Annotated in this window: 20 protein-coding genes; 15 read left to right on the plus strand and 5 right to left on the minus strand. The window is 72.6% G+C overall.

Translation table 11 applies throughout. From position 1 onward, the window contains the following. Window positions 1–37: 37 nt before the first annotated feature. The 3 genes from CG736_RS17865 to coaA form a co-directional block, all read right to left on the minus strand. A complete protein-coding gene (locus CG736_RS17865; RefSeq protein ID WP_100587186.1) occupies window positions 38–1,234 on the minus strand; it encodes a glycoside hydrolase family 26 protein in 1,197 nt (398 codons plus the stop codon). Further along, entirely contained in the window at window positions 1,227–2,546 is a 1,320-nt protein-coding gene (locus CG736_RS17870; RefSeq protein WP_043914522.1) for a glycosyltransferase family 2 protein, read from the minus strand. Before CG736_RS17870 ends, CG736_RS17865 begins: the two co-directional genes overlap by 8 nt. A gap of 232 nt (window positions 2,547–2,778) precedes the next feature. Continuing rightward, window positions 2,779–3,759, minus strand: a complete 981-nt coding sequence (coaA, locus tag CG736_RS17875; RefSeq protein WP_083462715.1) for a type I pantothenate kinase — start codon at window positions 3,757–3,759, stop codon at window positions 2,779–2,781. Between the two features lie 110 nt (window positions 3,760–3,869). Between coaA and glmS the strand changes: the two genes are divergently transcribed. The 7 genes from glmS to CG736_RS17910 all read left to right on the plus strand — a co-directional run bounded on the left by glmS (window position 3,870) and on the right by CG736_RS17910 (window position 11,760). Next, window positions 3,870–5,726, plus strand: coding sequence for a glutamine--fructose-6-phosphate transaminase (isomerizing) (gene glmS, locus CG736_RS17880; protein WP_100587187.1), 1,857 nt, complete (start codon window positions 3,870–3,872; stop codon window positions 5,724–5,726). A gap of 38 nt (window positions 5,727–5,764) precedes the next feature. Next, window positions 5,765–6,151: a holo-ACP synthase gene (locus CG736_RS17885; RefSeq protein WP_100587188.1), complete on the plus strand. Its 387-nt coding sequence runs from the start codon at window positions 5,765–5,767 to the stop codon at window positions 6,149–6,151. A 111-nt stretch (window positions 6,152–6,262) separates the two neighbouring features. Beyond that, entirely contained in the window at window positions 6,263–7,702 is a 1,440-nt protein-coding gene (locus CG736_RS17890; RefSeq protein ID WP_100587189.1) for an NAD(P)H-hydrate dehydratase, read from the plus strand. Between the two features lie 763 nt (window positions 7,703–8,465). Then, entirely contained in the window at window positions 8,466–9,647 is a 1,182-nt protein-coding gene (alr, locus tag CG736_RS17895) for an alanine racemase (protein ID WP_100587190.1), read from the plus strand. 108 nt (window positions 9,648–9,755) lie between these two features. Continuing rightward, a complete protein-coding gene (locus tag CG736_RS17900) occupies window positions 9,756–10,898 on the plus strand; it encodes an alpha/beta fold hydrolase (protein ID WP_100587191.1) in 1,143 nt (380 codons plus the stop codon). A gap of 61 nt (window positions 10,899–10,959) precedes the next feature. Then, the gene (tsaE, locus tag CG736_RS17905; protein ID WP_043914511.1) at window positions 10,960–11,469 is read left to right on the plus strand and encodes a tRNA (adenosine(37)-N6)-threonylcarbamoyltransferase complex ATPase subunit type 1 TsaE; all 510 of its coding nucleotides are present in this window, start codon (window positions 10,960–10,962) and stop codon (window positions 11,467–11,469) included. Window positions 11,470–11,571: 102 nt separating this feature from the next. Next, a complete protein-coding gene (locus CG736_RS17910) occupies window positions 11,572–11,760 on the plus strand; it encodes a hypothetical protein (RefSeq protein WP_100587192.1) in 189 nt (62 codons plus the stop codon). Between the two features lie 12 nt (window positions 11,761–11,772). Here the strand turns inward: CG736_RS17910 and CG736_RS17915 are convergent, their stop codons facing one another. Then, on the minus strand, window positions 11,773–12,345 hold the full coding sequence (locus CG736_RS17915; RefSeq protein WP_232734048.1) for a L,D-transpeptidase: 573 nt from the start codon (window positions 12,343–12,345) through the stop codon (window positions 11,773–11,775). A 133-nt stretch (window positions 12,346–12,478) separates the two neighbouring features. Between CG736_RS17915 and tsaB the strand changes: the two genes are divergently transcribed. From tsaB to CG736_RS17940, 5 genes are all read left to right on the plus strand, one after another. Next, entirely contained in the window at window positions 12,479–13,126 is a 648-nt protein-coding gene (gene tsaB / locus CG736_RS17920) for a tRNA (adenosine(37)-N6)-threonylcarbamoyltransferase complex dimerization subunit type 1 TsaB (protein WP_100587193.1), read from the plus strand. A gap of 45 nt (window positions 13,127–13,171) precedes the next feature. Next, entirely contained in the window at window positions 13,172–13,651 is a 480-nt protein-coding gene (gene rimI, locus CG736_RS17925) for a ribosomal protein S18-alanine N-acetyltransferase (RefSeq protein ID WP_100587194.1), read from the plus strand. Then, the gene (tsaD, locus tag CG736_RS17930; RefSeq protein ID WP_100587195.1) at window positions 13,644–14,723 is read left to right on the plus strand and encodes a tRNA (adenosine(37)-N6)-threonylcarbamoyltransferase complex transferase subunit TsaD; all 1,080 of its coding nucleotides are present in this window, start codon (window positions 13,644–13,646) and stop codon (window positions 14,721–14,723) included. The genes rimI and tsaD overlap by 8 nt, the downstream gene beginning before the upstream one ends. A gap of 11 nt (window positions 14,724–14,734) precedes the next feature. Beyond that, window positions 14,735–14,980, plus strand: coding sequence for a hypothetical protein (locus CG736_RS17935; RefSeq protein ID WP_369880215.1), 246 nt, complete (start codon window positions 14,735–14,737; stop codon window positions 14,978–14,980). A gap of 69 nt (window positions 14,981–15,049) precedes the next feature. Continuing rightward, on the plus strand, window positions 15,050–15,931 hold the full coding sequence (locus CG736_RS17940) for a polysaccharide deacetylase family protein (protein WP_100587197.1): 882 nt from the start codon (window positions 15,050–15,052) through the stop codon (window positions 15,929–15,931). Here the strand turns inward: CG736_RS17940 and CG736_RS17945 are convergent. Then, complete coding sequence (locus tag CG736_RS17945; RefSeq protein WP_100587198.1) at window positions 15,907–17,085, minus strand: class I SAM-dependent methyltransferase; 1,179 nt, start codon at window positions 17,083–17,085, stop codon at window positions 15,907–15,909. The two genes, CG736_RS17940 and CG736_RS17945, sit on opposite strands and share 25 nt — an antisense overlap. A gap of 470 nt (window positions 17,086–17,555) precedes the next feature. On the opposite strand from CG736_RS17945, the gene groES reads away from it, so the two are divergent. The 3 genes from groES to CG736_RS17960 all read left to right on the plus strand — a co-directional run bounded on the left by groES (window position 17,556) and on the right by CG736_RS17960 (window position 20,931). Then, window positions 17,556–17,861 (plus strand): co-chaperone GroES, encoded by a 306-nt coding sequence (gene groES, locus CG736_RS17950; protein WP_014136232.1) that lies wholly within the window; start codon window positions 17,556–17,558, stop codon window positions 17,859–17,861. A gap of 100 nt (window positions 17,862–17,961) precedes the next feature. Next, a complete protein-coding gene (gene groL / locus CG736_RS17955; RefSeq protein ID WP_100587199.1) occupies window positions 17,962–19,596 on the plus strand; it encodes a chaperonin GroEL in 1,635 nt (544 codons plus the stop codon). Between the two features lie 333 nt (window positions 19,597–19,929). Beyond that, window positions 19,930–20,931 carry a LysR family transcriptional regulator gene (locus CG736_RS17960; RefSeq protein ID WP_043914497.1) on the plus strand — a complete coding sequence of 334 codons (1,002 nt, stop codon included), beginning with the start codon at window positions 19,930–19,932 and terminating at the stop codon, window positions 20,929–20,931. Window positions 20,932–20,968: the final 37 nt, after the last annotated feature.

Genomic DNA, 20,968 nt, shown 5'->3' on the forward strand with positions numbered 1-20,968 from the left:
GGGGTCGGCCGGCCCGGGCGGGCCGGCCGACGGGGCCTCAGCCCCCGAGCCCGTCCGCGAGCTTGACGGAGGCGATGCCGTCGGCGAACGCGCGCTGGGACTCGGGGGTCTCGTCGAACCGCCAGTCGGCGTTGGCGCCCTGGTCGCGGTTGCGCTCGAACCAGATGAAGCCGAGCACGTCCGTCTGCTGGTTGAGCCAGCTGAAGAAGTCGGTGGTCCACTTCGCCTTGAGCGCCACGCTGGGCTCGCGGCCGGTCTCGGTGATCAGCACCGGCTTCTTGGTGATCCTGCGGACGGCGTCGAGGGTCGGCCCGAAGGTCGTGGTGGCGCTCTCCTCGAGCTTGGTGCCGTAGCCGGTCAGGCCGACCCAGTCGACGTAGTCGTCACCGGGGTACAGCGCGGCCAGGTCGGTGTTCGGCACCGGACGGAGGATGTTGGCGCTCCACACCCAGATCACGTTGTCCGCCCCGGCCTGCTGGAACAGGTCGTGGACGTGCTTCCAGGCCTGGACGTACTCGCCCTTCTGGTTGCCGTTCTTGCTCTCCGACCAGGGGTACCAGGTGCCGTTCATCTCGTGCGCGAACCGGATCGCCAGCGGCCACTTCTGGGCGGCGACGGCCTGGGCGAAGCGCCGGATGTAGTCGTCGTGGGCGCCCGAGATGATGGTCGACAGGGCGAACTGGGGCTGCTCGGTGTGGCCGTTGTCCTCGCCGTCCCACGGCTCCCAGGACATCACCGGCAGGGTGCCGTGCTCGTACGCCCGGGAGACCGCCTTCGGGTCGAAGTCGGCGGTCCAGCGCACGAAGTACTCGGTCATGGTGGGCCGGACGCCGGCCTTGCCGGCGACCGAGTCGACCTCGGCGGAGGACCACGGGGCCTCCGGGGTCGCCACGCCGAAGTACTTGCCGTTCGGCGTGTTGAAGATCGACTTGGCGGGCACCGGAGGCGGGCCGGGATTGATCAGCTGGCCGATGCCGGGCACACCGGCGGGCCGGCCGAGGCCCGCGTACCGGGGGCCCTGGTCGTCGAGCCGCAGCGCGGACATGACGCCCCAGCAGAGGGCGGCCAGCAGCACCACGTTGACGGTCATCCAGACCCGAAGGCGGATGCCGCTGCCGCGGGACCACCAGTGCATCTTCTTGCGCCGCCGCGCCGTGGCCTTCCGTTCGGCCTCGGGGGCGTCGGCCTGTTTGGGAATCGACGCGGACCGCGTCTCGGACGCCGTCTCAGACACTCATCATCACCGATCCGACCAGCAGGGCACTGCCCAGCAGATAAGGAATGACCACCTTGACGCTGCGGGCCTTCTCACCCGCGAAGCTGTCCTCGCGGGTGCCCCAGGAGGCGTTGTGGCCCATCCGGAAGAAGCCCAGCAGCCGAACCGGCAGCAGGATGAACGTATTGATCACCATGAACACCGGCAGGTACACCAAGTCCTGTGCCCGGTAGGCGAAGTGACGGCCGAACCGGACCGCCAACGACAGTACCGACATCACGGCGGCCAGCACCAGGATGGTGGTGATGGCCTTCCAGTGGACGGCCGGTAGCGGCAGTTCCATGTAGAGGCTCGGGCCGGTGTGCCGCCACAGCGCCTTGGCCCAGGAGGCGAAGGAGCCGAGCAGGACGAACGGCACGACGATGTCGACCACGTAGAACAGCGCCAGCATCTTGGTCCGGCGCAGCATCCAGGGCAGCATCCGCAGCGTGTTGTACTGCGAGCCGCGGGCCCAGCGGTACTGCTGCTTGGTGAGCTTGCGCAGGTGCAGCGGGGCGTCGGTGTAGACCAGCGAGGTGGACTGGTAGACGGTCCGGTAGCCCTGCTTGAGCGTGTAGTTGGTCAGCGTGCGGTCGTCGCTGACCTCCAGGAACACGCCGAGGAACTTCTCCGACAGGAAGTCGTCCATGCAGTCCAGCAGGATCTTCCGGCGGAACGCGATGGTCCGGCCGGGCAGGCAGCCGACGGTGCCGAGCACGCTCATCGCGGGCAGCGAGTACTGGCAGCGGACGCTCTCCAGCCAGTCCGCCCAGCGGGTGAGCACCGAACGGCCCGGGTCCAGGATCCGCTGACGGGTGGTCACCCCGCCGACCTTCTCGTCCCGGAACGGCTTGACCAGCTCCGACAGGGTGGTGGGGGTCCAGATGGTGTCGGAGTCGACCAGCACGGCGATGTCACCGGTGCAGGCCTCCAGACCGACCTTCAGGGCGTTGCGCTTGCCCGGGATCTCGGTCCACTGCCAGTACACGCCGAGCTGGTCGCAGACCTGCTCCAGCGCCTCGTTGCGCCGACCGTTGATCACCACGACCATTTCGGTCGGCTGCTGGTCGATGATCCGGTCGAGCACCGAGTAGAAGAGGTCGACCGGTTCGTCCACCACCGGGATGATCACCGAGGTGGTGACCTGGTAGGGACGCTTCCACGGGCGGTAGCGACGGGCCAGGCCGAGCCTGACGAACCAGAGCATCCAGATGCCGAACATGAAGACGGCAAACGGGTAGATGGTGCCGACAGTCCACCACTGGCGGAGCTGGAGCAAAAAAGCGAGCATGGCCCCCGGACCGTCTCGATCGACTGTTCATACTGGACTAGGCCGTCCTGATGATAGACGTCCGAGTAACACGTGAATCCCCGCGAAATCGGGCATACGGGGCAACGCCATCGTTGGTGTCCCGCCAATTGGGACCAAGCCGTGATGCCTTCCGGCCTCAGGTAACGGCGTGTGACTCGATCGTGTGCACTCCGTTCCGAAAATGTGGAACCTTCGGACGAGTGACGCCAGGTCAGAGCTTGCGAAGCAGTGCTCGGCGCACCTTGTGGTCCGCCCCCTTCTGCAGGATCAAGGTGGCCCGGCCCCGGGTGGGCAGGACGTTCTCCAGCAGGTTCGGCCGGTTGATGGTCCGCCACACCTGCCGGCCGTAGTCCATCGCCTCCTCCTCCGGCACTTCGGTGAAGCGCCGGAAGTAGGAGTTGGGGTCCTGGAAGGCGGTCTCCCGCAGCTTGCGGAACCGGTCCAGGTACCAGGCCTCGATGTCGTCGGTGCGGGCGTCGACGTAGATCGAGAAGTCGAAGTAGTCGGCGACCGCCATCCTGGTCCGCCCGTCGGTGCCGGGCAGCGCCGGCTGCAGCACGTTCAGGCCCTCCACGATCAGGATGTCCGGGCGCTCCACCACCAGCCGCTCGTCCGGCACGATGTCGTAGACCAGGTGCGAGTAGACGGGCGCGGTGACCCGCTCCTTGCCGGCCTTCACGTCCGCGACGAAACGCATCAGCGCCCGCCGGTCGTACGACTCCGGGAAGCCCTTGCGGGCCATCAGGCCGCGCCGGCGCAGTTCCGCGTTGGGCAGCAGGAAGCCGTCCGTGGTGACCAGCTCGACCCGCGGGTGCTCGGGCCAGCGGGCGAGCAGCGCCTTCAGCAGACGGGCCGTGGTGGACTTGCCGACCGCCACCGACCCGGCGACGCCGATGATGAAGGGGGTGCGCACCCGCTCGGTGTCGGGGGTGTCCAGGAACGTGCCCAGCGCGCCGCGCAGCTCGTGCGTGGCGTGGATGTACAGGTTCAGCAGGCGCGACAGCGGCAGGTAGACGTCGCGGACCTCGTCCAGGTCCAGTGCGGTGCCGAGGCCGCGCAGGCGCTCGACCTCGTCGGCGGTGAGCGGTAGCGGCGTGCGCTCGCGCAGTGCGCTCCACTCGGCGCGGTCCAGATCCACGTACGGGGAGGGGGTGGGTGCGGCGGGCGCGCCCCTCGTACAGAGTTCGGTCAGCACAGGTCCATTGTGGGCCGTGTCCGGGCCGCCGGGTGTTGTGGTGTCGGTCACCCGGTGTGGTCATCCGACCGAACAGGGCTCGAACACCGACACCTATGCTGGCGCATATGTGCGGAATTGTTGGATATACGGGCCCGCAAGCGGCCCTCGACGTAGTGATCGCAGGTCTGCGGCGGCTGGAGTACCGGGGCTACGACTCGGCCGGCGTCGCGGTGCAGACCGTGGGAGCCGACGGGCAGCGGCTCCTGGCGACCGACAAGCGGGCCGGAAAGCTCGTCAACCTGGAGAAGTCGCTGGCCGAAACCCCCCTGCCGGCCGGCACCACGGGCATCGGCCACACCCGCTGGGCCACCCACGGCGCGCCCAACGACGCCAACGCCCACCCCCACCTGGACGACCACCGCAAGGTCGCCGTCGTCCACAACGGCATCATCGAGAACTTCGCCGTCCTGCGCGCCGAACTCGCCGACCGCGGCCACACGCTGCGCTCCGAGACCGACACCGAGGTGGTCGCCCACCTGCTGTCCGAGGCCTACGACGGCGACCTCGCCGAAGCCATGCGCACCGTCTGCCGGCAGCTGGACGGCGCGTTCACCCTGGTCGCCGTGCACGCCGACGCCCCCGACGTGGTGGTCGGCGCCCGCCGCAACTCGCCGCTGGTGGTCGGCGTCGGCGACGGCGAGAACTTCCTCGCCTCCGACGTCGCCGCGTTCATCGCGCACACCCGCGAGGCCATCGAGCTCGGCCAGGACCAGGTCGTCGAACTGCGCCGCGAGGGCGTGACGGTGACCGACTTCGACGGCGCGCCCGCCGAGGTCCGCGAGTACCACGTCGACTGGGACGCCTCCGCCGCCGAGAAGGGCGGCTACGACTACTTCATGCTCAAGGAGATCGCCGAGCAGCCCAAGGCCGTCGCCGACACCCTGCTCGGCCGGATCGGCACCGACGGCCGGCTCACCCTCGACGAGCTGCGCATCCCCGACCAGGTGCTGCGCGAGGTCGACAAGGTGGTGATCGTCGCCTGCGGCACCGCGTTCCACGCCGGCATGATCGCCAAGTACGCCATCGAGCACTGGACCCGCATCCCGTGCGAGGTCGAGGTGGCCAGCGAGTTCCGCTACCGCGACCCGATCATGGACGACCGCACCCTGGTCATCGCCATCTCGCAGTCCGGCGAGACCATGGACACCCTGATGGCGCTGCGCCACGCCCGCGAGCAGGGCGCGAAGGTCCTGGCGATCTGCAACACCAACGGCTCGACCATCCCGCGCGAGTCCGACGCGGTGCTCTACACCCACGCCGGCCCCGAGGTCGCCGTCGCCTCCACCAAGGCGTTCCTGACCCAGCTGGTCGCCTGCTACCTGGTCGCCCTCTACCTGGGCCAGGTGCGCGGCACCAAGTGGGGCGACGAGATCTCCTCCGTCATCCGCGAACTCGGCGACGCCCCGCGCCAGGTCGAGCAGGTCCTCGGCACCATGGAGCCGGTCCGCGCCCTGGCCCGCTCGCTCGCCGACGCCCCCGCGGTCCTCTTCCTCGGCCGGCACGTCGGCCACCCCGTGGCCCTCGAAGGCGCGCTCAAGCTCAAGGAGCTCGCCTATATGCACGCCGAGGGCTTCGCCGCCGGCGAGCTCAAGCACGGCCCGATCGCGCTGATCGAGGAAGGCCTCCCGGTGGTCGTGGTGGTGCCCTCGCCGCGCGGCCGCTCCGTCCTCCACGACAAGATCGTCTCCAACATCCAGGAGATCCGGGCCCGCGGTGCGAAGACCATCGTCATCGCCGAGGAGGGCGACGAGGCCGTCGTCCCCTACGCCGACCACCTGATCCGCATCCCGGCCACCCCGACCCTGCTCCAGCCGCTGGTGTCCACCGTCCCGCTCCAGGTGTTCGCCTGCGAGCTGGCCACCGCCAAGGGCCACGAGGTCGACCAGCCCCGCAACCTCGCCAAGTCCGTCACCGTCGAGTAGCCCGCGTATCGTCCATGCCTGCGCGCCACTGCGCAGGCATGGACGGAGGAACACGCGTGATCATCGGGGTCGGCATCGACGTGGCGGACATCCAACGGTTCGGCGAATCCCTGGAACGCACCCCCGGACTCGCCGAACGCCTCTTCACCCCGGGCGAATTGACCCTCCCCTCCGGAAAGCGCCGGGGCACCGCCTCGCTCGCCGCCCGGTTCGCCGCCAAGGAAGCCATCGCCAAGGCCCTCGGCGCGCCCCCCGGCCTCCGCTGGGAGGACGCCGAAGTCCGCGTCGAGGACTCCGGCCGCCCCGTCCTCCACGTCACCGGCACCGTCGAAGCCCGCGCCGCCGCCCTCGGAGTGACGGCCTGGCACGTGTCGCTCAGTCACGACGCGGGCGTCGCCTCGGCGGTGGTGATCGCCGAAGGCTAGGAGGGGGAACCCGGGGGCGCGCGGGGCTGCGCGAGGCGGAAGACGCCCCTGCGCGGGATCGCGCTGCGGACAATGACTCGTACGTGCTCGCGCCCTCCGGAGGAGACCCGTATGCGCTACGCCCACCACGTCGACCAGGTCCGCACCGCCGAAGCCGCCCTCATGGCCGCCCTCCCCGAGGGCACCCTGATGCAGCGCGCCGCAGCCGGTCTCGCCGCGACCTGCGCCGGACTGCTGCCCCGGGTCTACGGCAGTCGCGTCCTCGTGCTGGCCGGCTCCGGCGACAACGGCGGCGACGCGCTGTACGCCGCCGCGCGGCTCGCCCGTCGCGGGGCCCGCGCCGAAGCCCTGCTGCTGGACCCCGCCAAGGCGCACGCCGAAGGTCTCGCCGCGCTGCGGGCCGCCGGCGGCCGGGTCACCGACGACCCCGGCGCGTTCGGCCGCGCCGACCTGGTGCTGGACGGCATCGTCGGCATCGGCGGTCGCGGCCCGCTGCGCCCCGCTGCCGCCCCCTTCGCCACCATGGCGCGTCGCGGTCCGGTGGTCGCCGTCGACGTGCCGTCCGGGGTCGACCCCGACACCGGCGAGGTGACCGGCCCCGCGCTGCGCGCCGACGTCACCGTCTGCTTCGGCACCCACAAGCCCGGCCTGCTGGTCGACCCCGGCGCGGGCCACGCGGGCGTGGTCCACCTGGTGGAGATCGGACTCGACCTGCCGCCCGCCCCCGTCGAGGCCCTCCAGGGCGCCGACGTGGCCGCGCTGCTGCCCGTCCCCGGCGCCGAGAGCGACAAGTACCGGCGCGGCGTGGTCGGCGTCGCGGCCGGCTCCACCCGCTACCCGGGCGCGGCGCTGCTCGCCGTCGCCGGGGCGCTGCGCGGCGGCGCGGGCGCGGTGCGCTACACCGGGCACGCCGCGGAGGAGGTGGTCCGCCGCCACCCGGAGACGCTGATCAGCGACGCGGGCCCCGCCCGGGCCGGCCGGGTCCAGGCCTGGGTGGTCGGCCCGGGCGGCGGCGACGGCGCCGAACACGCGCTGCGCGAGGCCCTCGACACCGAGGTGCCGGTGCTCGCCGACGCCGACGCGCTCACCGAACTGGCCCGACTCGGCCCCGACCTGCTGGCCGGCCGCCCCGCCCCGACCCTGCTCACCCCGCACGCCGGGGAGGCCGCCCGTCTGCTGGCCGGCGTCGGCGAGCACACTGACGCCGAGACCGTCGCCGCCCGCCGACTGTGGGCCGCCCGGTTGATCGCCGCCCGCTACGGCGCGACCGTCCTGCTCAAGGGCTCCACCACCGTCGTCGCCGACCCCGAAGGCACCGTCCGGGTGAACGCCACCGGCACCGGCTGGCTCGGCACCGCCGGCAGCGGCGACGTCCTGTCCGGCCTGGCCGGCTCCCTGCTCGCCACCGGCCTCACCCCACTCGACGCCGCCTCCGCCGCCGCCCACCTGCACGGCCTGGCCGGCCGCCACGCCGCCGGCACGGGCGCCCCGATCACCGCCCTGGACATCGCCGACGCCCTGCATCCCGTCTGGCAGTCGCTGACGGGGTGACGGCCGGTTGGGAGTGGGAAGGCGTTCGGCGCGGGCTCTGCTGTGCTCGCTGACGGCTGGCGCGTGGTCGGGGCGAGTGCGTGCTCGGCCTGCTGTGCCGGCGTCCGTTGACGCCTTGCGGCCCGCTCAGCTATCGCTGGTGGGGTGGCGGTCTGCTTCGTAAGGGCGTTTCGGCACGGGTTCTGCTGTGCTCGCCGACGGCTGGCGCGTGGTCGGGGCGTGCAGTGCCCAGACCACCGCGCTGGCGTCCGTTGACGCCTTGCGGCCCGCTCAGCTGTCGCCGATGGGGTGGCGGCCCGCTTCGCAGGGGCGTTTCGGCACAGGCTCTGCCGTGCTCGCCGACGGCTGGCGCGTGGTCGGGGCGCGTGCCCGGATCATCCTGCCGACGTCCTGCGCTGCCCGCTTCTGCCACCGTGTACGCGCGGCTTGGCGCCGGAGCAGGTGTCGTCGTGTCCTGCGCCCGGTCGGAGCGGTCGTCTGTCGGGCGCCGCCTCGCTCCGTGCGTCGCCGCTGTCCGCGGGGTTCGGTGCGGGCTCCTCGATCGCTGCGCTCGACCCTGCGTCCGGCCCGGCCGACACGCCGTTGGCACTCGTCGCTCTCGGCCTTGCCCACGGCCCGGTGACGCGCCGTTCGGAACCGGAGTGGGCCGCGTCGCGTGGAGACAGCGGAAGGGAAAGGGCGTACGGGTGGACGGGTGACAGGACTCCCGGTCGGCCGCGCCCCTGATGGGGGGACCGGCGGGGGTCTGGGAGACTGATACGCGATGACGACTGCGAACACCACCGGGACACCCGCACTGACCGAGGGGGTGCGCGCCGAGGCGACGATCGACCTGGCCGCCCTGCGCGACAACCTGGCCGCTCTGCGCGCCCGTACCAACGGCCCCGAGCTGATGGCCGTGGTCAAGGCGGACGCCTATGGCCACGGTGCGCTCCAGTGCGCCCGGGAGGCGATCGCCGCCGGCGCGGGCTGGCTCGGGACGGCCACCCCGCAGGAGGCGCTCGCGCTGCGCGCCGCCGGGATCGGCCCCGACCGGGCGCGGATCCTGTGCTGGCTGTGGACGCCCGGCGGCCCGTGGGAGCAGGCGCTGCGCGAGTCCGTCGACATCTCGATCAGCGGCCAGTGGGCGCTGGACGAGCTCCTCGCCGCCGTCCGCGCCACCGGCATCCCGGCCCGGATCCACCTGAAGGCCGACACCGGCCTCGGCCGCAACGGCTGCCAGCCGCACGACTGGCCCGACCTGGTCGACCGCGCCGCCGAGGCGCAGGCCGACGGCATGCTGCGGGTGGTCGGCGTGTGGTCGCACTTCGCCGCCGCCGACGAGCCCGGGCACCCCTCCATCCAGGCCCAGTTGGACTCGTTCGCCCAGGCCCTGGCGTTCGCCGAGCGGTCCGGCCTCGACCCCGAGGTGCGGCACCTGGCGAACTCCCCGGCCACCCTGCTGCTCCCGCAGTCCCACTACGACCTGGTCCGTCCGGGCCTCGCCATGTACGGCCTGTCGCCGGTGCCCGAGCTCGGCACGCCCGCCGAGTACGGCCTGCGGCCGGTCATGTCGCTGGCCGCCCGGCTCGCCCTGGTCAAGCACGCCCCCGGCGGCCACGGCGTCTCCTACGGCCACCACTACGTGACGCCCGGGCCCACTACGCTGGGCCTGATCCCGCTCGGCTACGCGGACGGCATCCCCCGGCACGCGAGCAACACCGGGCCGGTGCAGATCGGCTCCGGGCGCTACCGGGTGGCGGGCCGGGTCGCGATGGACCAGTTCGTGGTCGACCTCGGCGGGGACGCGCACGAGGTCGGCGAGGAAGCCCTGCTGTTCGGCCCGGGCGATCGGGGCGAGCCCACGGCCGAGGACTGGGCGCGGGCCTGCGGGACGATCGCGTACGAGATCATCACCCGGATCGGGGGGCGAGTGCCCCGGCGGTACGTGGGAGGGGTGCAGTAGTGGCCGTCATCGCTGCGGCGCGCGCGTGTTCGACCGGCGGTCGGTGCCGCGAGCATTCCGACGGGCGCCTTCCGCTTCGCGCCGTCCCCCGCGCCCCTGGTTCCACCCATGGCTGAGTCGTCCGGGGTCTCCAGGGCCGGGCTGATCGGGATATCGCTCGGGGTGCTGGCCGCCGGGGCCGCCGCCGGGGTCGCCGTGGAGCGGATGACGGTGGGGCGGGCGATGCGCCGGCGGGCCCGGGAGGAGTTGGACGCGGCGGCGCCGTTCGGGTCGTTGCGCGGGGCGCCGCGGCGGGTGCGGGCGGACGACGGCACCGAGTTGTACGTGGAGGTGGACGCCGCCGAGGGGCCCGGGCCGACGGTGGTGTTCTGTCACGGGTACTGCCTGAACCAGGACAGTTGGCACTTCCAGCGGGCGGCGCTGCGGGGCGTGCTGCGCACGGTGTTCTGGGACCAGCGCAGCCACGGCCGGTCCGAGCGCTCCCGCTCGTACCTGAGCGGTGAGCCCGCCTCGATCGATCAGCTCGGCGGTGATCTGCGGGCGGTGCTGGACGCGGTGGTGCCGGAGGGCCCGATCGTGCTGGTCGGGCATTCGATGGGCGGGATGACGGTGATGGCGCTGGCCGCGCAGCACCCCGAGCTGTTCGGTCCGCAGGGCCGGGTGGTCGGGGTGGCGTTGATCGGGACGCTGGCCGGCGGCTGGGACTCGGTGACGCTGGGGCTGCCCGCCGCGGGGGCGAAGGTGGTGAAGCGGATCGCGCCCGGCGTGGTGCGGCTGCTGGGCCGGCAGGTCGAGCTGGTGGAGGCGACCCGGCGCTGGGGTGCGGACGTGACGGCGGTGTTCTACCGGCGGTTCTCGTTCGGCGGGAAGGACGTCGACCCGGCGGTGGTGCGGTTCGCCGAACAGCTGCTGGACGCGACCCCGATCGATGTGGTCGCCGAGTTCTACCCGGCGTTCTCGGTGCACGACAAGCGGGCCGCGCTGGCCGGGCTGGACGGCGTCCCCGCACTGGTGATGGCCGGCGCCAAGGACCTGATCACCCCGCCCGAGTACGCCGAGGCGATCGCGGCGGCGCTGCCCGGGTCCCGGCTGGTGCTGGTGGAGGACGCCGGGCACCTGGTGATGCTGGAGCGTCCCGAGCTGGTGGACCGGGAGCTGGCGGCCCTGTTGGAGCGGGCCGCCGAGCGGGCGGGCACCGGCCCGCTGCCGGCCGTCCCGGCCGAGCCGGACGGGGAGCAGCCGGAGGGCTGAGCGGGCGTCCGTGCGCGGTGTGGCACCGTAGGGGTGGCCGCAACGAACGAAGAAGGACGCCATGGGTTCGCAGACCACTCTGACCGTCGCCACCGCGGAGCGGATGACCGGCCTCGGCCGGCGGCTCGCCGCCCTGCTGCGCCCCGGCGACCTGGTGCTGCTGTCGGGGGAGCTGGGCGCGGGCAAGACCACGCTGACCCGCGGCCTGGGAGAGGGCATGGGGGTGCGCGGCGCGGTGACCTCGCCGACCTTCGTGATCGCCCGGGTGCATCCGTCGCTGACCGGCGGCCCGGCGCTGGTGCACGTGGACGCGTACCGGCTGGGCGGCGGTCTGGACGAGATGGAGGACCTCGACCTGGACGTGTCGCTGCCGGAGTCGGTGATCGTCGTGGAGTGGGGCGAGGGCAAGGTCGAGCAGCTCTCCGAGGACCGGCTGGAGGTCCGGATCGAGCGGACGCTCGGCGGTGCGGAGGCCGACGTGGTGGACGAGGCGGACGGGCGGCGGGTCACCGTGACGGGCCTGGGCGGTCGCTGGGACGACGTGGACCTCACCGTATTGGGTGACAACTGAGCCGGGTTTCCGACAGCGTGTCGGGAAACTGTTGCGGCCCGGCCGGTGGGCGTGATGGGATGGCGACAGCAGGTTAGGTGTGCCTAACTAGGGAGGCGCCCCATGGCGAGCACCACCCCCCGGACCGACGCCCGTCCCGAACCGGCCGACGCCCCCGTCGAGGCGGCGCGCGCCGATGCCGAGCAGCCGCGCACCGAGGAGCCGGAGAACCCCGTGCCGATGCGGGCGCTGCTGGCGTCCTGCCGGGCCGCGAAGGCGGTCTCCACCCCGCCGGAGCGCCACGCCGCGTAGCGCCCCGAGCGGTCAGGCGACCACGACCACCCGGGTGCCGTTCGGCGCGAAGTCCCACAGGGCCTGGCCGTCGGAGCGGGACGCCCGGATGCCGCCGGTCTTGGTCTTCGGGTCCATCGACGGCGCGGGGGCGTTCTCGTCCACCAGCGCGCTGAAGCCGAAGACCGTGCCCTGCTGCTGGGTGAAACGCACCACGTGCTCGATCTGCCGGCCGTCGGTGCCGGTGCCGGCCGCGGCGCGGCTGTACACCGCGTAGGCGCCCGGGTTCGGCAGCGCGCTGCCCGGCGTCACCTTGAACGAGGCGAGCACCTGCTCGGTCTTCTTCGGGTCGACCAGCCACACCTGGCGGTCCTTGAGCGAGAACACCACCCGCAGGCCCGCCCCGGAGTCCGCCGGCAGCGGGGGCGCGGTGGGCTTCTCGCTCGCCGCGGGCGAGGCGGCCGTCGTCGCGGAGGCGCTCGACGACGGGCCGGCCGCGACCGCCCGGGACGCGGCGCCGTTCGCCTGGAACGCCAGCAGACCGATCACCGCCATGGCGCTCAGGGTCAGTCCGCCGACCACCACACCAGGACCCAGCTTCGCCACGTCTGCTCCTCAACGCTCCGCGTATCCCGTCCGAGGCCCATCGTGCCAGGTCCGCGCCGCCGCCCCGGCCTCTTCCGATCGTGTGTTCCCGGCCGGTGCGGGCACCGGCGCCGGACCCTCTAACCTTGAACCCGTGCTCCTCCTCGCCTTCGACACCGCCACCCCCGCCGTCACGGCCGCCGTCCACAACGGCGAGCGCGTGCTCGCCGAGTCCTACGAGGTCGACGCCCGCCGGCACGGCGAACTGCTGCTGCCCACCATCGACGCCGTGCTGCGCACCGCCGGTGTGGACAAGCGGCAGCTCACCGACCTGGCGGTCGGCGTCGGCCCGGGCCCGTACACCGGCCTGCGGGTCGGCCTGGTGACCGCCGCCGCGCTCGGCGACGCGCTCGGCCTGCCCGTGCACGGCGTCTGCACCCTCGACGCGATCGCCCACCAGGCCCGCACCGAGGGCTTGGACGGCGCGTTCACGGTGGCCACCGACGCGCGCCGCAAGGAGGTCTACTGGGCCTCCTACGACGCGTCCGGCGCCCGGGTCTCCGGCCCGGCGGTGGACCGCCCGGCGGAGATCGAGCCCGGCGAGCGGACGGTCGGCGCGGGCGCGCTGCTGTACGGCCTGCCGGCGGCGAGCGGCCCCGAGCACGTGTCGGCGGGCGCGCTCGCCGACTTCGCGGTCCGCGAGCTGGCCGCCGGCCGCGAACTGCTGCCGAACGCCCCGCTGTACCTGCGGCGCCCGGACGCGCAGGTGCCGGCGGGCTACAAGGCGGTGCTTCCGGCGTGACGCGCACGGGACTCTCCGACCGTGGCTAGGTTCGCGCTGCGCCCCATGCGCTGGTGGGACATCGAGCCGGTCATGGTGCTGGAGCACCTGCTGTTCCCCGAGGACGCCTGGTCGCGCGGGATGTACTGGTCCGAGCTGGCCGAGGCGTACCCGGGCGGCAGCCGGCACTACGTGGTGGCGGTGGACGAGACCGACGCGGTGGTCGGCTACGCCGGGCTGATGACGGTCGGGGCGGACGGCGACGTGCAGACCATCGCGGTGGAGGCCGGGCGCCAGGGGGCGGGCCTCGGGGCGATGCTGCTGACCGAACTGGTCGAGGAGTCGGTCCGGCGCGGCTGCGCCGAGCTGCTGCTGGAGGTGCGGGTCGACAACCTGCCCGCGCAGCGGCTGTACGAGCGGTTCGGGTTCGAGCCGGTCGGCATCCGGCGGGGCTACTACCAGCCCGCCAACGTGGACGCACTGGTGATGCGTCTGGACCACCTGGCAAGCGATGCAAGCGATCTGAAGGATCATCACAATGGCTGACGAACCGCTCGTCCTCGGTATCGAGACCTCCTGCGACGAGACCGGCGTCGGCATCGTCCGCGGCACCACGCTGCTCGCCGACGCGGTCGCGTCCTCGGTGAACGACCACGCCCGGTTCGGCGGCGTCGTCCCGGAGATCGCCAGCCGGGCGCACCTGGAGGCGATGGTCCCCACCATCCAGCGCGCGCTGGACACCGCGGGCGTCAAGGCGAGCGACCTGGACGGCATCGCCGTCACCGCCGGCCCCGGCCTGGCCGGCGCGCTGCTGGTCGGCGTGAGCGCCGCCAAGGCGTACGCGTGGGCGCTGGACAAGCCGCTGTACGGCGTGAACCACCTGGCCTCGCACATCTGCGTCGACCAGCTGGAGCACGGCCGGCTGCCCGAGCCGACCATGGCGCTGCTGGTCTCCGGCGGCCACTCCTCGCTGCTGCTCAGCGGCGACATCACCTCCGACGTGCGGCCGCTCGGCGCGACCATCGACGACGCGGCCGGCGAGGCGTTCGACAAGGTGGCCCGGGTGCTCGGCCTGGGCTTCCCGGGCGGGCCGGTGGTGGACCGGATGGCCCGGGAGGGCGACGGCAGGGCGATCGCCTTCCCGCGCGGTCTGAACAACGCCGGCGACCCCGCGTACGACTTCTCGTTCTCCGGCCTGAAGACCGCCGTGGCGCGCTGGGTGGAGGCCAAGCGACGGGCCGGCGAGCCGGTGCCGGTGGCGGACGTCGCCGCGTCCTTCCAGGAGGCGGTCACCGACGTGCTCACCCGCAAGGCCGTGCGGGCGTGCAAGGACAACGACGTCGACCACCTGATGATCGGCGGCGGCGTCGCCGCGAACTCCCGGCTGCGCGAGATGGCGCAGCAGCGCTGCGACAAGGCGGGCATCGTGCTGCGGGTGCCGCGTCCGGGCCTGTGCACCGACAACGGCGCGATGGTGGCGGCGCTCGGCGCGGAGATGGTCTGGCGCGACCGCACCCCGTCCTCGTTCGACCTGTCGGCGGACTCCTCGCTGCCGGTCACCGAGACGCACGTCCCGCACACCGACTTCCACGCCCACGCCCACGAGGCGCTGAAGTGACCCTGGCGGCGATGTGGGAGGCCCGCGCGGTCGACGGGCGGGGGAGTGAACTGCACGCCTGGGCGCGGGAGTTCGCGCTGCCCGAAGTGCGCGGGGCGGCCGGTCTGGAGCGGGTCGAGCTGTTCACCGCGCCCGGGGACCGGGTGCTGCTGATCGCGCTCTGGGCGGGCGAGCCGGGGCCGGTGCCGGAGCCCCCGGCCGGGCTGCTGGCCCGTCCGGTGCACCGGTGGACCTTCACCCGGACGGATGTCGGGTAGGCAACCGGGGAGCCGGTAGCGTTCGTCCAGAACATCGACAGACGTGTAGAGGAAGAGCGGGGGACACCGGTGACGAACAGGGCCCGGATCGGGTACGGCGTGGGTGCGCTCGCCGTGCTGCTGGCGGCGAGCGGGTGCGGCAGTTCCGCCCCCGCCACGAAGTCCGCCGCCCCCGCGAAGCCCGCGGCGGCGTCCTCGGGCAGCTCCTCCTCCGCCGCCGCGTCGGCGCCCGCGCAGGACACCGCCGGGGAGGCCGCGTGGGCGAAGTGGGGCCTCAAGCCGATGGCCAAGGCGCCCGCGCCGCCCGCCGACAAGCCGATCAAGCTGACGAAGACGGGCGCCGTGCCGGTGTTCAGCGAAGTCCCCACCCAGGACAAGGTCGTCTTCATCACCATCGACGACGGGGCCGAGAAGGACCCCAAGTTCGTCCAGATGCTCACCGAGCTGAAGGTGCCGATCACGATGTTCCTGACCAAGGACATCGTCAAGAACGACTACGCCTACTTCAAGCCGCTGCAGGCGCTCGGCAACACCGTGCAGAACCACACGGTCAGCCACCCGGTGATGAGCAAGATCACCGCGGCCCAGCAGAAGACCCAGATCTGCGACGACCAGACCGCCCTCACCGAGCAGTACGGCACCGCCCCGTACCTGTTCCGGCCGCCCTTCGGCGACGGCGCCAACACCCCCACCCTGAACACCTCGGTGCAGGAGTGCGGGCCGCGTGCCATCGTGCTGTGGCGCGAGTCCATGCAGATCCACGACATGCAGTACCAGTCCGCCGACAAGAAGCTGAAGAACGGCGACATCATCCTCGCCCACTTCCGCGGCCCGTCCGAGCTCAAGGGCGAGACCATGACCGCGATGTTCGGCGAGATGCTCGCCCGCATCCAGGAACAGGGCTTCGCGGTCGCCCGCCTCGACGACTACATCGCCAAGCCCGCCGGCTGACCCAGCATCATCACCGGGCCGGCCGCGGTGCGGGCCACGATCACCGTCACCGCGTTCGGCCCGGCCGGCTTCAACTGCCGCCGCAGCTCCTCCGGGACCACCGACGCCCCGCGCTTCTTGATCACCACGGTGCCGATCCGGCGCTCCTTCACCAGCGCCTTCAACTTCTTCACGTTGTACGGCAGCACGTCCGTCAGCTCGTAGGCGTGCGCGTACGGCGTCGGACGCAGCTCGTCCGAGGTGACGTACGCGATCATCGGATCGATCAGCCGACCGTTCGTCGACTCGACCACCTCGGCGACCATCCGGCCCCGGATCACCGCGCCGTCCGGCTCGTACAGGTACCGCCCCACCGGACCCACCGGCGGGTCCGGCAGCGCCCCGCCGGTCAGCGAGTGCGGGCCCGGCAGCAGCGTCGCCCGGTACGGCTCGGCGGCCGCGGTGCCGAACCACAGCACCGCCTCCTTCACCTCGCCCCGGTCCGACACCCACTCCGCCTCGGCGCCCTCCGGCACCAGCTCGTGCGGGATCCCCGGCGCCACCTTCAACGCCCCGAACGGGGTGCGCCGGGCCGCCTCCACCGCCCAGGACAGCGGCGGCGAGTACGCCTCCGGGTCGAACACCCGGCCGCGCGAGGTACGCCGCGCCGGATCGGTGAACACCGCGTCGAAGCCGTCCGTGTCGACGTCCGCGACGTCCGCGCAGCGCACCTCCACCAGCTCCGCCACGCCCAGCGCCGCCGCGTTCGCCCGCGCCACCTCGCAGGTCAGCTCGTCCCGGTCCACCGCCAGCACCGCGATCCCGGCCCGGGCCAGCGCGACCGCGTCCCCGCCGATCCCGCAGCACAGATCCGCCAGCCGCTTCACCCCGAGCGCCGCGAACCGCCCCGCCCGCCACTCGGCCACATTGCGCCGCGTCGCCTGCTCCACCCCGTGCTGCGTGAAGTACATCCCCCGGGCGTCCGCCCCGAACTTCGCCTCCGCCCGCTGCCGCAACCGCGCCTGCTCGAACGCCGCCCGCACCAGCTCCGCTGGGTAGTCCCGCCGCAGCCGGGTCGCCAGCGCCAGCTCCTGATCCGCGGTGAACTCCCGCAACTCGGCCAGCAGCGCCTGCCCCTGCTCGGTCAGCAGCGCCCGGAACGATTCGATCTCCACGGCCCCATTGTCGCCGCCCGGCGCCGGTGGGTCGGGGCGCTGTCGTCGAGTCCAGGACCACGGCCGGCAGCGGACCCGCCGTCAGCAGCGCGACCGGCGTGATCCGGTACCCCCGCCGGGCGGTCCGCACCAGGGCCGGCGCCGTCCCGGTCACCGCCGTCAGTGCGAACAGCCCGCACAGCGCGGCCGCCCCGGCCGCCCCGTCGCCATGGGCCAAGCGTGGCAAGGGAGTTGGTGTGCCGCCTGAGTATCCGTGCTCGAAACGGGCCGGGTCGGGCGGAAAACTCCGACACGACGTCGTTGGCACTCTGGTTGACTGAGTGCTAACGGCGTCCTAAGGTCGTTCCTGGCACTCACTCCAGGGGGAGTGCTAACGCGAAGATGCGTGTCTGACCCCCGCGACGGCAGTTGCGCACCATCGCCCACCTACCTGTTAGACAACCCCGTAATCTCCGAAGGGGAGCTCGGACGTGACCACCAGCAGCAAGGTTGCCATCAAGCCGCTCGAGGACCGCATTGTGGTCCAGCCGCTCGACGCCGAGACCACCACCGCCTCCGGCCTGGTGATCCCGGACACTGCCAAGGAGAAGCCCCAGGAGGGTGTCGTCCTTGCCGTCGGCCCGGGCCGCTTCGAGGACGGCCAGCGTCTGCCGCTCGACGTCGCCGTCGGTGACATCGTCCTGTACTCGAAGTACGGCGGCACCGAGGTGAAGTACCAGGGCGAGGAGTACCTCGTCCTCTCGGCTCGCGACGTTCTCGCCATCATCGAGAAGTAAGACGTCCCCAGCCCGCCCCGGATCCGTGTCAGCACTGACAGGGGCCCGGGGCGCGGTTGTTGCTCCACGTACGCAGACCACACCCTGAGGAAACGGGATCATGGCGAAGACCCTGCAGTTCGACGAGGACGCCCGCCGCTCGCTGGAGCGCGGCGTCAACAAGCTTGCCGACACCGTCAAGGTGACCATCGGCCCCAAGGGCCGCAACGTCGTCATCGACAAGAAGTTCGGCGCTCCCACCATCACCAACGACGGTGTGACCATCGCCCGCGAGGTCGAGCTCGACGACCCGTACGAGAACCTCGGCGCGCAGCTGGTCAAGGAGGTCGCCACCAAGACCAACGACGTCGCGGGCGACGGCACCACCACCGCCACCGTGCTGGCCCAGGCCCTGGTCAACGAGGGTCTGCGCAACGTCGCCGCCGGCGCCGGCCCGGCCGCCCTGAAGAAGGGCATCGACAAGGCCGTCGCCGCCGTCTCCGAGCACCTGCTGTCCATCGCCCGCGAGATCGAGGGCAAGGACGACATCGCCGCCGTCGCCTCCCTCTCCGCCCAGGACACCCAGGTCGGCGAGCTGATCGCCGAGGCGATCGACAAGGTCGGCAAGGACGGTGTCATCACCGTCGAGGAGTCCAACGCCTTCGGCGTCGAGCTCGAGTTCACCGAGGGCATGCAGTTCGACAAGGGCTACCTCTCGCCGTACTTCGTCACCGACGCGGAGCGCCAGGAAGCCATCCTGGAGGACCCGTACATCCTGATCAACCAGGGCAAGATCTCCAGCATCCAGGAGCTCCTGCCGCTGCTGGAGAAGGTTCTGCAGGCCGGCGGCTCCCGCCCGCTGCTGATCATCGCCGAGGACGTCGACGGCGAGGCCCTCTCCACCCTGGTGGTCAACAAGATCCGCGGCACCTTCAACGCGGTCGCGGTCAAGGCCCCCGGCTTCGGTGACCGCCGCAAGGCCATCCTCGGCGACATCGCCACCCTGACCGGCGGCCAGGTCATCTCCGAGGAGGTCGGCCTCAAGCTCGACCAGGTCGGCCTGGACGTGCTGGGCTCCGCCCGCCGCATCACCGTCACCAAGGACGAGACCATCGTCGTCGACGGCGCCGGCGCGTCCGACGCGGTCGCCGGCCGGGTCGCCCAGATCAAGGCCGAGATCGCCAACACCGACTCCGACTGGGACCGCGAGAAGCTCCAGGAGCGCCTCGCCAAGCTGGCCGGCGGCGTCTGCGTGATCAAGGTCGGCGCGGCCACCGAGGTCGAGCTCAAGGAGCGCAAGCACCGTCTGGAGGACGCCATCTCCGCGACCCGCGCCGCGGTCGAGGAGGGCATCGTCGCCGGTGGCGGCGCCTCGCTGGTGCACGCCGCGAAGGTCCTGGAGGACGGCCTCGGCCTGTCCGGCGACGAGGCGACCGGTGTCGCCGTGGTCCGCCGCGCCCTGGTCGAGCCGCTGCGCTGGATCGCCCAGAACGCCGGTCTTGAGGGCTACGTCATCACCTCCAAGGTCTCCGAGCTGGAGGCCGGCCAGGGCTACAACGCCGCCACCGGCGAGTACGGCGACCTGGTCAAGGCCGGCGTCATCGACCCGGTCAAGGTCACCCGCTCCGCCCTGGAGAACGCCGCCTCCATCGCCTCCCTCCTCCTCACCACCGAGACCCTCGTGGTCGAGAAGAAGGAAGAGGACGACGCGGCGGGCCACGGCCACTCGCACGGCGGGCACGGCCACAGCCACTGAAGCACTGGCCGCTAGGCGGCAATGAGGGGCGCGAGGAACTGCGCGACCGGCCCTGCACTCTCGTAGTGCGAGGCTCGGAGCGTGCAGGGCCTCGCGCCCTTTCGCATGGGCGGGGGACTGCGCGACAAGCGCAGGCCACGTCCGCAAGGTCGCGAGCACGTGCAGGTCATTGTCCGGCGTTGCGATCTTGCTGACGAGTGCCTTCCGCTGCGCGCAGTTCCGCCCCCTCGGCTTCGCCTGGGGGTACCCCCAGCGTCCCTGCTTTCGCACCCGCTCGCGCCCCCGGTTTCGCGTCCGTCCGTGCCTGCTGCGCTCTCCCCTAAGGTTGATGGCGTGATTGAAGCCCGCCATCTCCGTGTTCTGCATGCCGTCGCCCGGACCGGGTCGTTCTCCGCTGCGGCGCGGGAGCTGGGGTGCACGCAGCCTGCGGTGAGTCAGCAGATGAAGGCGCTGGAGAAGGCGGTGGACACCCCGCTGGTGGTGCGGTCGGGGCGGGAGATGCAGCTGAGCGAGGCCGGGCGGGTGCTGTTGAAGCACGCGAACGGGATCCTCGCGGGGCTGTCGGCCGCCGAGGAGGAGGTCGCGGCGATCGCCGGGCTGCGGGCGGGCCGGGTGCGGCTGGTCTCGTTCCCGACGGCGAGTTCGACGCTGGTGCCGCGGTCGGTGGCGCAGGTGCGGGCGGCGCATCCGGGGGTGCGGGTGTCGTTGGTGGAGGCGGAGCCGCCGCAGGCGCTGGCGATGCTGCGGGGCGGGGAGTGCGAGGTGGCGCTGGCGTTCCGGTACCCGGACTCGCAGGGCGGGCTGAGCCTGCCGTCCCCGCACGCGACGTTGCGCGAGGCCCGCGCGGAGGCGGCGCTGGAGGCGGCGGCGACGGCCGCGGCGAACGACTGGTCGGAGCTGGTGGTGCGGCCGCTGCTGGACGATCCGCTGGTGGGGCTGGTGCCGGCGGGGCATCCGCTGGCGGGCCGGGGCGAGGGCGAGCCGGTGGATCTCGCGGAGCTGGCGCGGGAGCAGTGGATCGCGGGCTGTCCGCAGTGCCGGGGGCACCTGGTGGAACTGTGCACGGACGCGGGCTTCGCGCCGGCGATCGAGTTCGCCACCGACGACTACCCGGCGGTGGTGGGCCTGGTGGGCGCGGGTCTGGGGGTGGCGGTGCTGCCGGGCCTGGCGCTGGAGTCGGTGCGGCATCCGGGGGTGGTGGCGGTGCCGGTGCGGGTCGCGTCGGGGGAGCCCGCGCGGCGTGAGGTGGTGGCGCTGACCCTGCCGGACCTGGCGGGGGTTCCGGCGGTGGAGCTGATGCTGGATCAGCTCGCGGCGGCGGCCGCCGCCCGGTGAGGCGTCCGCGCCGGCCGGTGGGCGGGCGGCGCGGCGG

Origin of the sequence: Kitasatospora sp. CB02891, assembly GCF_002803145.1 — a bacterium.
GTDB classification, from domain to species: Bacteria; Actinomycetota; Actinomycetes; order Streptomycetales; family Streptomycetaceae; genus Kitasatospora; species Kitasatospora griseola.

Coding starts and splice junctions, on each gene's coding strand:
- alr (WP_100587190.1), top strand. CDS start 8,466: ATGACGACTGCGAACACCACCGGGACACCCGCACTGACCGAGGGGGTG.
- rimI (WP_100587194.1), top strand. CDS start 13,172: ATGCGCTGGTGGGACATCGAGCCGGTCATGGTGCTGGAGCACCTGCTG.
- tsaD (WP_100587195.1), top strand. CDS start 13,644: ATGGCTGACGAACCGCTCGTCCTCGGTATCGAGACCTCCTGCGACGAG.
- glmS (WP_100587187.1), top strand. CDS start 3,870: ATGTGCGGAATTGTTGGATATACGGGCCCGCAAGCGGCCCTCGACGTA.
- tsaE (WP_043914511.1), top strand. CDS start 10,960: ATGGGTTCGCAGACCACTCTGACCGTCGCCACCGCGGAGCGGATGACC.
- groL (WP_100587199.1), top strand. CDS start 17,962: ATGGCGAAGACCCTGCAGTTCGACGAGGACGCCCGCCGCTCGCTGGAG.
- CG736_RS17885 (WP_100587188.1), top strand. CDS start 5,765: ATGGACGGAGGAACACGCGTGATCATCGGGGTCGGCATCGACGTGGCG.
- CG736_RS17890 (WP_100587189.1), top strand. CDS start 6,263: ATGCGCTACGCCCACCACGTCGACCAGGTCCGCACCGCCGAAGCCGCC.
- CG736_RS17900 (WP_100587191.1), top strand. CDS start 9,756: ATGGCTGAGTCGTCCGGGGTCTCCAGGGCCGGGCTGATCGGGATATCG.
- CG736_RS17910 (WP_100587192.1), top strand. CDS start 11,572: ATGGCGAGCACCACCCCCCGGACCGACGCCCGTCCCGAACCGGCCGAC.
- CG736_RS17870 (WP_043914522.1), bottom strand. CDS start 2,546: ATGCTCGCTTTTTTGCTCCAGCTCCGCCAGTGGTGGACTGTCGGCACC.
- CG736_RS17935 (WP_369880215.1), top strand. CDS start 14,735: ATGTGGGAGGCCCGCGCGGTCGACGGGCGGGGGAGTGAACTGCACGCC.